The following is a 13,440-nucleotide window of genomic DNA, read 5'->3' on the forward strand; positions in this document are numbered from 1 at the left end:
CGAGTGCAGCCACCACCCCAACTCCCCGCCCGGTTCGGCGCGTTCCTCGCCCCGTACCACGGGCTCGACGGCAGCCCGTCCCTCCGGATCCGCCAGGACCTCGACCTGGTCCGCGCCCTCGACGGGTTCGGCTACGACGAGGCGTGGATCGGCGAACACCACTCCGCCGGCTACGAGACGATCGCCTCGCCGGAGGTGTTCATCGCCGCGGCGGCCGAACTCACGCACCGCATCCGCCTCGGCACGGGCGTCAACTCCCTTCCGTACCACCACCCGCTGATGCTCGCGGACCGCCTGCTCCAGCTCGACCACCAGACCCGTGGGCGGGTCATGCTCGGCGCGGGACCCGGCCAGCTCGCCTCCGACGCCTTCATGATGGGCATCGACCCGATGAAGCAGCGCGCCATGATGGCCGACGCGCTCGACGCGATCGTCCGCCTGGTGCGCGGCGAGACGGTCACGGAGAAGACGGACTGGTACGAACTGGCGGAGGCTCGCTGCCAGTTGACTCCGTTCCGGCCTGGCGACGGCCTGGAGATGGCGGTGGCGTCGACGGTCTCCCCCTCGGGATCCGTCCAAGCGGGCAGGCACGGAATCGGCCTGCTCTCCCTCGCCGCCGGCGACCCGGCGGGCCTCGCGGCGCTGCGCGGGAACTGGGAGGCGTACGAGAAGTCCTGCGCGCGGCACGGCCACGTCGCGGACCGGGAGGCCTGGCGTGTCGTCGTCCCGATGCACCTCGCCGAGACCCGGGAACAGGCCCGCGAGGAGGCGGCCCACGGGGTCCGCCACCTCGTCCGCTACATCGAGGGCCTGTCGGGTGCGACGCTGCCGTGGGGCCGCGAACCCGCCGACGCCGTCGAGCAGTTCACCACGGAGGGCTTCCCGGTCTTCGGAGTCGCCACGATCGGCACACCGGACGACGCGATCGCCCGCGTCGAAGCGCTCGCGGAGGCCTCCGGCGGCTTCGGCACGCTGCTGATCCTCGACCTGCCGCTCGCGACGCCGCAGGCCAAGCGACGCTCGTACGAACTCTTCGCGGACCGCGTGACGGCGCACTGCACCGGGGCGAACGCGCGGCGCACGGCGTCGATGGAGTGGGCGCACGCCAACAGCGAGCGGTTCGTGGGGGCGATGCGGGCGGCGGTGCAGGCGGCGGTGGAGAGGGGCGCGTCGTGATGCGGGCCGCCGTGCTGCGTGACGGGCGCTTTCACGTCGCCGAAGACGTGCCCGAACCCGTACCGGGCCCCGGGCAGGTGCTCGCGGCGCCCCTCGCCGCCGGGATCTGCGGCTCCGACCTGTCCGCCGCCCGGCACACCGAGGACTTCCTCAAGGCCTCCCGGGACTCGGGGACGGAGTCCTTCCTCTTCGACCCCGGGAAGGACCTCGTCCTCGGCCACGAGCTGTGCGCGCGGGTGCTGAGCCCGGGGGAGTGGGAGGGGCGGGTCGTGGTCGGGCTGCCGTGGGCGCTCGACGCGGGCGGCACGGTGCGCACCATCGGGTACGCCACCGACTTCCCCGGCGGATTCGGCGAGCGCGTCGTCCTCCAGGAGGCCGCCCTGATCCCCGTACCGGAGCATGTGCCGCCGCACGTCGCGGCTCTCACCGAACCCCTCGCGGTCGGCTACGGCAACGTCGCGCGCGCCGATCCCGGGCCCGGGACGGGTGCCGTCGTGATCGGGTCGGGACCCATCGGCCTCGGTGCCCTCGCGGCACTCCTGGAGCGGGGTGTCGCGCCCGTCGTGGTGTCGGAACCGTCCCCGCGCAGACGGGAGTTGGCCCGCCGCTTCGGAGCGCACGTCGTGGTGGACCCCGCCGAAACGGACCCCTTCGAGGCATGGCGGGAGGCATCGGAGAAGGGGCAGCCGCTCAAGGTCCTGGAGTGCTCGGGCCGCGTCGGCATGTTCAACGACATCTTGCACAGGGCGCCCCGCGGGACACACGTCCTGCTGATCGGCGCGTGCATGACGGAGGACGTGTTCCGCCCGGTGGTGGGCCTCTACAAGGACATCACGGTCACGATGTGCATGGCGTACCCGCCGAAGGAGTTCGCGCGCACCCTGGACCGCATCGCGGACGGAACGGTGGACGCGGGCGCGCTCATCACCGGCGCGGTGGGCCTGGCCGGCGTCCCCACGGCCCTGACCACCTTGTACGCCCCCGACGACCACGTAAAGGTCCTGGTCCGCCCTGACCTCCCCGGCACGGGTCTGCACGCCGGCTGACCCGTCCGAATGCGGCCGATACGCATGCCATGACTCCGAAAACGTGTGGACCGACCACCCTCCGTCACGGGACACTCCGATGCCCGGCCCCACACCACGGCCGGGACACCCACACCCCTCCAACACCCAAGGGACGGGATCGGATTGACCTCATTACGCGAAGTGCCACCGAGTCGCGGCTCGGTACTGCTCGCACTCCGCTACTACGGACGGGAACTGGCCCGGGCACGCCGGTTCGCGGCCCCCGCGATGCTGTTGCCCGCGCTCGGCAACATCGGCCTCTTCTACCTCGCGCCGCTCGTCGTCGCCAAGCTCGTCGGCCACCTCGCCGACGGCGGCGAGCGCACCCTCGACGCGCTGCTGCCGTACGTCCTCACCTTCGCCGGTGTGCTGCTCGCCGCCGAGGTGCTGTGGCGCATCGGGTTCCACTGCATCAACCGGCTTGAGGCGGGCGCCATCTCGCGCCTGTACGTGATCGGCATGGACGAGCTGTACGCGAAGGACGCCACGTTCTTCCACGACAACTTCGCGGGCTCGCTCACCAAGCGCGTCCTGAGCTTCGCCTCCCGCTTCGAGGAGTTCGCCGACGTACTGATCTTCAACGTGATGGCCAGCTTCGTACCCATCGTGTTCGGATCGGTGGTGCTGTGGCGGTACGAGCCGTGGCTCGTCGTCGTGCTCCTGGCGATGATCGTGATCACCGGCCTGTGCGTGCGGCCCCTGATCCGGCGCCGCCAGAAGCTGGTCAACGCGCGCGAGGCTGCGTTCACCCACATGTCGGGGCACGTCGCCGACAGCCTGATGAACATGGAGACGGTCCGCGCCTTCGCCGCCGAGGAGCGCGAGGCCGCCGAGCACCGGGAGCGGGTCGCGGACGCGCGCGGCCACATCCTGCGCGCCTGGGACTACGGCAACCTGCGCGTGGACACCCTCGTCGCCCCGCTCTCCGTGCTGACCAACGCCCTCGGACTGCTGCTCGCCGTCGCCCTCGCGGGCAGCGGCCAGGGCGTCGAGGCGATCGTCGTCGCGTTCACGTACTTCACCAACGCGACGCGGATCATGTTCGAGTTCAACCAGATCTACCGCCGTCTGGAACGCGCCATGACGGAGGCGGCCCAGTTCACTGAGCTGCTGCGGGACAAGCCGAAGGTGCTCGACCCGGCCGAGCCCGAGGAACCGCGGGAGACCACGGCCGCCGCCGTCCGCTTCGAGCGGGTCGCGTACGCGCACACCGGCGCGGAGCCGCTGTTCACCGGGCTCGACCTGACCGTGCCCGGCGGCACGCGGCTCGGCCTGGTCGGCCGCTCGGGCGGCGGCAAGACGACGCTGACCAGGCTGCTGCTGCGGATGATGGACATCGACGGCGGCCGGATCCTGATCGACGGCCAGGACATCTCCAAGCTGCGCCAGGCCGACCTGCGGTCCCTGATCGCGTACGTCCCCCAGGAACCGGCCATGTTCCACCGCACCCTGCGCGAGAACATCGCCTTCGCCCGGCCGGGGGCGAGCGCGGCGGAGGTCCGGCGGGCGGCGGAGGCGGCGCACGTCACCGAGTTCGCCGACGCGCTGCCGGAGGGGTTCGACACGATGGTCGGAGAGCGCGGCATCAAGCTCTCCGGCGGCCAGCGCCAGCGGGTCGCGCTCGCCCGCGCGATCCTGCGGGACGCCCCCATCCTGCTCCTGGACGAGGCGACCAGCGCGCTCGACTCCGAGAGCGAGCTGCTGGTGCAGGAGGCGCTCTGGCGGCTCATGGAGGGCCGCACGGCGCTCGTCGTCGCCCACCGCCTGAGCACGGTGGCCGGCATGGACCGCCTGGTCGTCCTGGACCACGGTCGGATCGTCGAGCAGGGCAGCCACACCGACCTGCTGGCAGCCCACGGCACGTACGCGAAGCTGTGGCAGCACCAGTCGGGCGGCTTCCTGGAGGAGGTGGCCTGAGGCGAGCCGGATCATTCAAGCCCCGCCGGCGATTGAGGCGCGGGGTCCGGGGCAGAGCCCCGAGGGTGCAACCACGGCACCGCTGACACGCACAAAAAGCGGTGGGCCCGAGCCAAAAGGCTCGGGCCCACCGCCCACACGTTCCGCCGGGCTACGGCAACTGCGCGGCTCGCGCCTCACGCCGATTGCCCCGGAAGTTGTTCACCCGCCGCGCGGTGGCGAAGAGCGGGATCACGGCGCCGAGCACGACCTGCAGCGTGCAGCCCGTCGCCAGCAGCAGCTGACCGCCGGGCGCGTCGAACGCCCACGCCGCAAGGAGACCCATGCTCGCCACGATCCACCCCAGCATCGCCACGGCGAGCCGGCCCCGCGGCTTCGGGTACTCGACACGGCTGACCATGAGCCACGCCGTACCGATGATCGCGAGGAGCGTCGCCACGAAGGGCAGCTCCAGGAGCACGATCGAGACGACGGTCAGCGCGCCGAACGGCGACGGCATGCCCTGGAAGGTGCCGTCCTTCACGGTCACGCACGAGAACCGCGCAAGCCGCAGCACCACCGCCAGCAGCACCACGATGGCGCCCACCGCGGCGACTCTCTGGTGCGCGTCGTCGGCGACCATCCCGTAGACCAGCACGAAGTAAGCAGGCGCGAGGCCGAAGCTGATCAGGTCGGACAGGTTGTCCAGCTCCGCGCCCATCGGCGAGGAACGCAGCTTGCGCGCCACCAGACCGTCGAACAGGTCGAAGATCGCGGCGGCGAGCATCAGGATCACGGCGGTCGCGGCGGAGTGCCGCGCCATGCCGGAGTCCGAGCTGCCCTGGATGTGCGGGATCAGGATCCCGGTCGTCGTGAAGTAGACGGCCATGAAGCCGCACGTGGCGTTGCCCAGCGTGAGGGTGTCCGCTATCGACAGGCGGAGCGACAGCGGCATCTCTTCCGCGTCGTCCGCCACGTCGTCGTCCGCCCAGGCCGGAGTCTCGTGGTCAGTCACGGTCAATTCGGGTCACCCCAGCCACCGTCTTCTGGCCGACCTCGACGTCGGCCTCGACGCCCTCGGGAAGGTAGATGTCGACACGCGAACCGAAGCGGATCAAGCCGATCCGCTCGCCCTGCTCGACCTTCGTGCCCTGGGGGATGTAGGGCACGATGCGGCGGGCGACGGCGCCGGCGATCTGGACCATCTCGATGTCACCGAGCTCGGTGTCGAAGTGCCACACCACCCGCTCGTTGTTCTCGCTCTCCTTGTTGAAGGCGGGAACGAAACCACCGGGGATGTGCTCGACCGACGTGACCGTGCCCGCGAGCGGAGCGCGGTTCACGTGCACGTTCAGCGGGCTCATGAAGATCGCGACGCGGGTGCGACCGTCCTTCCACGGCATGATGCTCTGCACCACACCGTCGGCCGGGGAGATGACCCGGCCCTCGGCGATCTCGCGCTCCGGGTCGCGGAAGAACCACAGCATGCCGGCCGCCAGAGCGGTGGTCGGAACGGCGAGTGCTGCTGCCTTCTTGGAGCGACGCGAGCGGGCCAGGCTGAGGGCAGCCGTGGCGACGGTCGGGAGAAGCCACGGCGAGGCTCCGCGCGCAAGACGTCCCTTGAGGACGCCGTCGCGTGGTGCAGAGATTTGGCTGTGGGGCATGGATGACCTTCGTAGCGGATGAGGCCGCGCAGTTTACGGGGGGACGGCGGCTTTTCCGGGGATGCTATCGGTTGCGAGCCACAACTGGGCAAGCCAGGAAGCCACATCGGACGGCAGGCATCCCCCGGAGCGCGCCTACGGGGTGTGATCTTCTTCGCGAAGAAACACCCCGTAAACGGACATCTGGCCCAGGATCAGCCTTGGGATCGATACTCCTCGAGGAGTCGACGACCAATGATCATTTTCTGGATCTCGGCGGTACCTTCGCCGATCAGCAGCATCGGTGCCTCGCGGTAGAGACGCTCGATCTCGTACTCCTTCGAGAAGCCGTAGCCGCCGTGGATCCGGAACGCGTCCTCCACGACTTCCTTGCAGTATTCGGAGGCCAGGTACTTGGCCATCCCTGCCTCAAGGTCGTTTCGCTCCCCGGAGTCCTTTTTGCGTGCTGCATTGACCATCATCGCATGGGCGGCCTCGACCTTGGTGGCCATCTCGGCCAACTTGAACTGGATCGCCTGGTGCTGCGCGATGGGCTTTCCGAATGTGTGCCGTTGCTGCGCGTAATCGACACCCAGTTCAAATGCACGCTGTGCGACGCCACAGCCACGCGCCGCGACATTCACGCGCCCGACTTCCACGCCGTCCATCATTTGGTAAAAGCCCCGGCCGGTCTCCCCGCCCAGTACGCGATTGGCCGGAATGCGCAGGTCATCCATGATGAGTTCGGTCGTGTCGACGCCCTTGTACCCCATCTTGTCGATCTTCCCGGGAATGGTGAGGCCCGGACGGACCTCTCCGAAACCGGGCTCCTTCTCCACGAGGAAGGTCGTCATCGACTTGTGCGGCGCGGAGCCCTCCGGGTGACCTTCATCACTTCGCGTGAGAACCGCCACGAGCGTTGACGAACCGCCGTTCGTCAGCCACATCTTCTGGCCGTTCAGAAGGTAACTGTCGCCGTCCTTAACCGCCTTTGACGTGATGGCCGACACGTCGGAGCCAAGTCCCGGTTCGGACATGGAGAATGCGCCGCGCACCTCGCCGAGCGCCATACGGGGCAGGAAGTGATCCTTCTGCTCCTGCGTCCCGTGCTGCTTGAGCATGTAGGCGACGATGAAGTGGGTGTTGATGATGCCGGAGACCGACATCCAGCCGCGCGCGATCTCCTCCACGCACAGCGCGTACGTGAGCAGCGACTCGCCGAGGCCCCCGTACTCCTCGGGAATCATCAGCCCGAACAGGCCCAACTCCTTGAGCCCGTCGACGATCGCTTGCGGGTACTCGTCACGGTGCTCGAGTTCGGTCGCGACCGGGAGGATCTCTTTGTCGACGAAGTCCCTGACCGTGGCGAGGATTTCCCGCTGCACATCGGTCAGGCCGTGGGTCTGGGCGAGTCGGCTCATGGTTGCTTCTTCTCTCTCCCGCTTGTCTTTAGAAGGAAGGCGTGGGGCGGCCGGGCTGTTCGCCGCCGCGCTCCTTGATGTACGTCTCCGTGGGCACCATCACCTTGCGGCGGAAGACACAGACGACCGTGCCGTCCTGCTTGTAGCCCTTGGTCTCTACGTAGACGATGCCCCGGTCCGATTTCGACTTGGACGGAGTCTTGTCCAGGACCTTGGTCTCGCCGTAGATGGTGTCGCCGTGGAAGGTCGGTGCCACGTGCTTGAGCGACTCGACCTCCAGGTTGGCGATCGCCTTGCCCGACACGTCGGGGACGGACATCCCGAGGAGGAGCGAGTAGATGTAGTTCCCGACGACGACGTTCTTGCCGAAGTCCGTCGTCTTCTCCGCATAGTTCGTGTCCATGTGGAGCGGATGGTGGTTCATCGTCAGAAGACAGAAGAGGTGGTCGTCGTACTCGGTGACCGTCTTTCCGGGCCAGTGCTTGTAGACGTCCCCGACGGTGAACTCTTCGTAGGTGCGGCCGAACTGCATGGTGGTGTCACGCCTCCGGGATCTCGAACTTGGACGTGCGCTTCATGCCGGCCGCACGTCCCTTCCCGGAGATGACGAGTGCCATCTTCCGGCTGGCCTCGTCGATCATCTCGTCGCCGAGCATCGCGGAGCCCTTCTTGCCGCCGGCCTCGGACGTGCAGTAGTCGTACGCGTCCAGGATCAGCTCGGCGTGGTCGTAGTCCTCCTGGGAGGGCGAGAAGACCTCGTTGGCGGCCTCGACCTGGCCGGGGTGCAGGACCCACTTGCCGTCGAAGCCGAGCGCGGCGGCGCGGCCCGCGACCTCGCGGAAGCCGTCGACGTTCTTGATCTGCAGGTACGGGCCGTCGATCGCCTGGAGGTCGTTGGCACGGGCCGCCATCAGGATCTTCATCAGGATGTAGTGGTACGCGTCGGCGCCGTAGCCGGGCGGCTGCTCGCCGACGACCAAGGACTTCATGTTGATGGAGGCCATGAAGTCGGCCGGGCCGAAGATGATCGTCTCGGTGCGCGGCGAGGCCTCGGCGATCGCGTTGACGTTGTTGAGGCCCTGCGCGTTCTCGATCTGCGCCTCGATGCCGATCTTGCCGACCTCGAAGCCCATCGTCTTCTCGATCTGGGTGAGCAGAAGGTCGAGCGCGACGACCTGCTCGGCGCTCTGCACCTTCGGCAGCATGATGCAGTCGAGGTTCTGCCCCGCACCCTCGACGACGGTCACGACATCCCGGTACGTCCACTCGGTCGTCCAGTCGTTGACCCGCACGACGCGCGTCTTGCCCGTCCAGTCGCCCTCGTTGAGGAACTTCACGATGGTGTGCCGCGCCTCGGGCTTGGCGAGCGGCGCGCAGGCGTCCTCCAGGTCGAGGAAGACCTGGTCGGCGTCGAGGCCCTGGGCCTTCTCCAGGAAGCGGGGGTTGCTGCCGGGGACGGCGAGGCAGGAGCGGCGCGGCCGAAGGCGGTTGACAGGGCTGGTCATGCGGGGACCTCCAGTGGGTCGAGGTGGTTCGCTGTGCGGATCTCGTCGACGATACGGCCGATGATCTCCGTGATGCCGAAGTCCTTGGGGGTGAAGACGGCGGCCACACCCGCCCGCTTCAGGTCCTCGGCATCGGCGTTGGGGATGATGCCGCCGACGATCACGGGGATGTCGGTGGCGCCCGCCTCACTCAGGCGGGCGAGCACGTCGGGCACCAGCTCGGCGTGCGAGCCGGACAGGATCGACAGGCCTACGCAGTGCACGTCCTCGGCGAGCGCGGCGGACACGATCTGCTCCGGTGTGAGCCGGATGCCCTGGTAGACCACCTCGAACCCGGCGTCGCGGGCCCGCACGGCGATCTGCTCGGCGCCGTTGGAGTGCCCGTCCAGGCCCGGCTTGCCGACCAACAGGCGGAGCTTGCCGCCCAGTTCGTCGCCGGTGCGGCGGACCTTCTCGCGGACCTCCGCGAGCGGCGTGCCCTCCTCGGCGGTCACCGCGACCGGCGCCGACGAGACGCCCGTGGGGGCGCGGAACTCGCCGAACACCTCGCGCAGCGCCGCCGCCCACTCGCCGGTCGTGACCCCGGAGCGGGCGCATTCGAGGGTGGCCTCCATGAGGTTCTCCGTGCCCGCCGCGGCCTCCTTGAGGCGCTCAAGCGCCTGCCGGGTGGTCGGGTAGTGGAACGGATCGCCCATGCCCTGCCGGTCGGAGGACTCCTCACGCGTCGTACGCCAGTCACCGATGGCGCGGACGACCCTGGCCTCGACGTCGTGGTCCACCGTCATGATCGCGGTGTCCAGGTCGGCGGTGAGCGGGTTCGGCTCGGTCGACTCGTAGATGTTGACGCCGACGATCTTCTCCTCGCCGGCCTCGATCCGGGCCCGACGCTCGGCATGCGACGACACGAGGTGCGACTTCAGGTAGCCCGACTCGACGGCGGCCATGGCGCCGCCCATCTCCTGGATCCGGTCGATCTCGGCGAAGGACTCGGCGACCAGCTCGTCGACCTTCTTCTCGATGACGTGCGAGCCCGCGAAGATGTCCTCGTACTCAAGGAGGTCGCTCTCGTGGGCGAGGACCTGCTGGATGCGCAGGGACCACTGCTGGTCCCAGGGGCGGGGCAGGCCCAACGCCTCGTTCCAGGCCGGGAGTTGGACGGCGCGGGCGCGCGCGTCCTTGCTCAGCGTCACGGCCAGCATCTCCAGGACGATCCGCTGGACGTTGTTCTCGGGCTGCGCCTCGGTCAGGCCGAGCGAGTTGACCTGCACCCCGTACCGGAAGCGGCGCTGCTTCGCGTTCTCGATGCCGTACCGCTCGCGCGTGATCTGGTCCCAGATCCGCCCGAACGCCCGCATCTTGCACATCTCCTCGATGAACCGGACTCCCGCGTTCACGAAGAAGGAGATGCGGGCCACGACGTCCCCGAACTTCTCCTCGGGGACCTGCCCTGAGTCGCGTACGGCATCGAGAACCGCGATGGCGGTGGACATCGCGTAGGCGATCTCCTGGACCGGAGTGGCCCCCGCCTCCTGGAGGTGATAGCTGCAGATGTTGATCGGGTTCCACTTCGGCATGTTCGCCACCGTGTACGCGATCATGTCGGTGGTCAGACGGAGCGAGGGCCCCGGCGGGAACACGTGGGTGCCCCGCGACAGGTACTCCTTGACGATGTCGTTCTGCGTCGTGCCCTGGAGCGCGGCGAGATCCGCGCCCTGCTCCTCCGCGACGACCTGATAGAGCGCCAGGGTCCACATGGCGGTGGCGTTGATCGTCATCGAGGTGTTCATCTGCTCCAGGGGGATGTCCTGGAACAGCCGCCGCATGTCACCGAGATGGGACACCGGGACGCCGACGCGGCCGACCTCACCCCGCGCGAGGGTGTGGTCGGGGTCGTACCCGGTCTGGGTCGGCAGGTCGAAGGCGACCGACAGACCCGTCTGCCCCTTGGCGAGGTTGCGCCGGTACAGCTCGTTGGACGCCTCGGCCGTGGAGTGACCGGCGTACGTGCGCATCAGCCACGGCCGGTCCTTCTGGCGCTCAGTCATCTGCACTGTCTCCTACGGGAGTTCAGACGGAAGGTCAGACGTTCCGGAACCGGTTGATGGCGTCGATGTGCTGCGCCCGCTTCTCGTGGTCGCGCACGCCGAGGCCCTCCTCGGGGGCGAGCGCGAGGACGCCGACCTTGCCCTGGTGGAGGTTGCGGTGCACGTCGTAGGCGGCCTGCCCGGTGTCCTCCAGCGAGTAGACCTTCGACAGCGTCGGGTGGATCTTGCCCTTGGAGATCAGCCGGTTCGCCTCCCACGCCTCGCGGTAGTTGGCGAAGTGCGAGCCGATGATGCGCTTCAGCGACATCCACAGGTAGCGGTTGTCGTACTCGTGGTTGTAACCGGAGGTCGAGGCGCAGGTGACGATGGTGCCGCCCTTGCGCGTGACGTAGACGGAGGCGCCGAAGGTCTCGCGGCCCGGGTGCTCGAAGACGATGTCGACGTCCTCGCCGCCCGTCAGTTCACGGATCCGCTTGCCGAACCGCTTCCACTCGCGCGGGTCCTGGTTGTGCTCGTCCTTCCAGAACTTGTAGCCCTCGGCGCTGCGGTCGATGATCGCCTCGGCGCCCATGGCCCGGCAGATGTCGGCCTTCTGCTCGCTGCTGACGACGCAGATGGGGTTGGCGCCGCCGGCGAGCGCGAACTGCGTGGCGTAACTGCCGAGTCCGCCCGAGGCGCCCCAGATGAGGACGTTGTCGCCCTGCTTCATCCCGGCGCCGTTGCGCGACACGAGCTGGCGGTACGCGGTGGAGTTCACGAGGCCGGGAGCGGCGGCCTCCTCCCAGCTGAGGTGGTCCGGCTTCGGCATCAGCTGGTTGGACTTCACCAGTGCGACCTCGGCCAGGCCGCCGAAGTTGGTCTCGAAGCCCCAGATGCGCTGCTCGGGGTCGAGCATCGTGTCGTTGTGGCCGTCGCTCGACTCCAGCTCGACGCTGAGGCAGTGCGCGACGACCTCGTCGCCCGGGTGCCAGGCGTTGACGCCGGGTCCGGTGCGCAGCACGACGCCCGCGAGGTCGGAGCCGATGACGTGGTACGGCAGGTCGTGGCGCTTGGTGAGTTCGCTGAGGCGGCCGTAGCGCTCCAGGAAGCTGAAGGTGGACACCGGCTCGAAGATCGAGGTCCACACGGAGTTGTAGTTGACCGAGGAGGCCATCACGGCCACCAGGGCCTCGCCCGGGCCGAGTTCGGGCACCGGCACGTCGTCCAGGTGGATCGACTTGCGTGGGTCCTTCTCGCGGGTGTCGAGCCCGGCGAACATCTCCGCCTCGTCCTTGTGCACGGTGATCGCGCGGTAGGAGTCGGGGAGCGGCATGGCGGCGAAGTCGGCAGACGTGGCGGTCTGCGACTGAATCGCGTCCAGGATGTCCTTCACGGTGGTGCCTCCGGCGTTTCGCGTTTGAGGGGAACGCTGAGTCGGGATGTGGCTGATGGCTGCGGTGGTGCTGGTGGTGTGCCGTCGGTTCGGCGGGGGTGGTGCTCTGGCAGCGCTTGGTGTGGCGCGGAAGGTTGCCTGTGACGCAGGCGTCCGGGCGCGCGAATCACGGTCGTGCGTGCCTCGCGGGGACAGCCTCCGCACGGAAGTTCTCTGTGCGCCGGCCGCCCGGACACCTTCAAGGTATGACACGCCGTGACAGCGCACAAGGCACTGCGTGCCATTAGTTTCGCTCAGGTGAACTTTTTGCCGTGCAGGTGAGCGATGATCGATCAGGCGAGGTCAGGGGCGGGTTTCCGGCCCTGGAAGGGATCGATGATCGATCACCACGGTCGGCGGCGGTGTGGAACGGGTATGAAAAAGGCGCCCCACCTGGCACTGCGTGCCAGGTGGGGCGCCTTCGAGGTGGGCCGGACCCGCTACCGGTTCCTGAGCGCCTCTTCGATCGTGCGCATGACCTCCGGAAGCGGCGCGTCCGTGCGGGCCACCGTCACCAGGACCTCGCCGTTCCGCGAGACCTGCGCGGGGGCCGAGGGCGCGGCCGGGGTGCGGCCGGCGCCGATGCCGGTGCCGAACGTGCGGCGCACGATGGCGAAGGCGTGGTCGAGCTGGGTCTCGACGTCGCCCTGGCCGCCGGCCCGCAGCCAGCGGCGCAGCACGTGGTTGTGGGCCGTGACGACGGCGGAGGCGGCCACCTCGGCGAGCAACGGGTCGTCGTTGCCGTCGTGGTGGTCCTGCTCGTCGAAGTGGCCGAGGAGATAGCGGGTGAAGAGGCGCTCGTAGCGGGAGACCGAGGCGATCTCGGCCTGCCGCAGCGTCGGCACCTCGCGGGTGAGCCGGTAGCGCGCCACCGCCACCGAGGGGGAGCCCGCGTACATCTTCATGACTTCCTTGATGCCCCGGCACACCGTGTCCAGCGGGTGCTCCAGGGGCGGCGCCGCGTTCAGGACGGCCTCCGCGCGCACCAGGGTGTCGTCGTGGTCCGGGAAGATCGCCTCTTCCTTGGAACGGAAGTGCCGGAAGAACGTGCGCCGGGCGACCCCGGCGGTCGCGGCGATCTCGTCGACCGTCGTCGCCTCGTACCCCTTCGTGGCGAAGAGTTCCATCGCCGCCGCCGCGAGCTCACGGCGCATCTTGAGCCGCTGGGCGGCGGCCCGATTGCCCGCGGCGCTCTCCGGGGCGTCGGGCGTGGCGGAGGTACGAGAGGACTGGTCGGCCTTGGGCATGCCCCGAACGTACTGCATGTACGTGCCCG

General features: G+C 68.8%; 11 protein-coding genes. 3 read left to right on the forward strand and 8 right to left on the reverse strand.

The features are described 5' to 3' along the window. The first annotated feature begins 3 nt into the window (after nt 1–3). From ACFYWS_RS15570 to ACFYWS_RS15580, 3 genes are all read left to right on the forward strand, one after another. Entirely contained in the window at nt 4–1,176 is a 1,173-nt protein-coding gene (locus tag ACFYWS_RS15570) for an LLM class flavin-dependent oxidoreductase (protein WP_389275420.1), read from the forward strand. Further along, nucleotides 1,176–2,222 (forward strand): zinc-binding dehydrogenase, encoded by a 1,047-nt coding sequence (locus tag ACFYWS_RS15575; protein WP_389275423.1) that lies wholly within the window; start codon nt 1,176–1,178, stop codon nt 2,220–2,222. The genes ACFYWS_RS15570 and ACFYWS_RS15575 overlap by 1 nt, the downstream gene beginning before the upstream one ends. Before the next feature lie 162 nt (nt 2,223–2,384). Continuing rightward, a complete protein-coding gene (locus ACFYWS_RS15580; RefSeq protein WP_389275426.1) occupies nt 2,385–4,160 on the forward strand; it encodes an ABC transporter ATP-binding protein in 1,776 nt (591 codons plus the stop codon). A 151-nt stretch (nt 4,161–4,311) separates the two neighbouring features. Here ACFYWS_RS15580 and pssA read toward each other — a convergent pair whose 3' ends face one another. The 8 genes from pssA to ACFYWS_RS15620 form a co-directional block, all read right to left on the reverse strand. Then, nucleotides 4,312–5,094 carry a CDP-diacylglycerol--serine O-phosphatidyltransferase gene (gene pssA, locus ACFYWS_RS15585; RefSeq protein WP_326022429.1) on the reverse strand — a complete coding sequence of 261 codons (783 nt, stop codon included), beginning with the start codon at nt 5,092–5,094 and terminating at the stop codon, nt 4,312–4,314. Nucleotides 5,095–5,146: 52 nt separating this feature from the next. After that, nucleotides 5,147–5,803, reverse strand: a complete 657-nt coding sequence (locus tag ACFYWS_RS15590) for a phosphatidylserine decarboxylase (protein WP_389275429.1) — start codon at nt 5,801–5,803, stop codon at nt 5,147–5,149. 194 nt (nt 5,804–5,997) lie between these two features. Next, nucleotides 5,998–7,203 carry an acyl-CoA dehydrogenase family protein gene (locus tag ACFYWS_RS15595; RefSeq protein ID WP_389275431.1) on the reverse strand — a complete coding sequence of 402 codons (1,206 nt, stop codon included), beginning with the start codon at nt 7,201–7,203 and terminating at the stop codon, nt 5,998–6,000. A gap of 28 nt (nt 7,204–7,231) precedes the next feature. Continuing rightward, nucleotides 7,232–7,735: a MaoC family dehydratase gene (locus ACFYWS_RS15600; RefSeq protein ID WP_389275434.1), complete on the reverse strand. Its 504-nt coding sequence runs from the start codon at nt 7,733–7,735 to the stop codon at nt 7,232–7,234. 7 nt (nt 7,736–7,742) lie between these two features. Then, entirely contained in the window at nt 7,743–8,708 is a 966-nt protein-coding gene (locus tag ACFYWS_RS15605; RefSeq protein ID WP_389275437.1) for an HpcH/HpaI aldolase/citrate lyase family protein, read from the reverse strand. Next, nucleotides 8,705–10,753: a protein meaA gene (locus ACFYWS_RS15610; protein WP_389275440.1), complete on the reverse strand. Its 2,049-nt coding sequence runs from the start codon at nt 10,751–10,753 to the stop codon at nt 8,705–8,707. Before ACFYWS_RS15610 ends, ACFYWS_RS15605 begins: the two co-directional genes overlap by 4 nt. Before the next feature lie 34 nt (nt 10,754–10,787). Then, on the reverse strand, nt 10,788–12,125 hold the full coding sequence (ccrA, locus tag ACFYWS_RS15615; RefSeq protein WP_389275442.1) for a crotonyl-CoA carboxylase/reductase: 1,338 nt from the start codon (nt 12,123–12,125) through the stop codon (nt 10,788–10,790). 479 nt (nt 12,126–12,604) lie between these two features. Further along, the gene (locus ACFYWS_RS15620) at nt 12,605–13,429 is read right to left on the reverse strand and encodes a TetR family transcriptional regulator (protein ID WP_389275445.1); all 825 of its coding nucleotides are present in this window, start codon (nt 13,427–13,429) and stop codon (nt 12,605–12,607) included. Nucleotides 13,430–13,440: the final 11 nt, after the last annotated feature.

It is taken from the genome of Streptomyces sp. NPDC002795 (assembly GCF_042888725.1).
GTDB lineage: Bacteria > Actinomycetota > Actinomycetes > Streptomycetales > Streptomycetaceae > Streptomyces.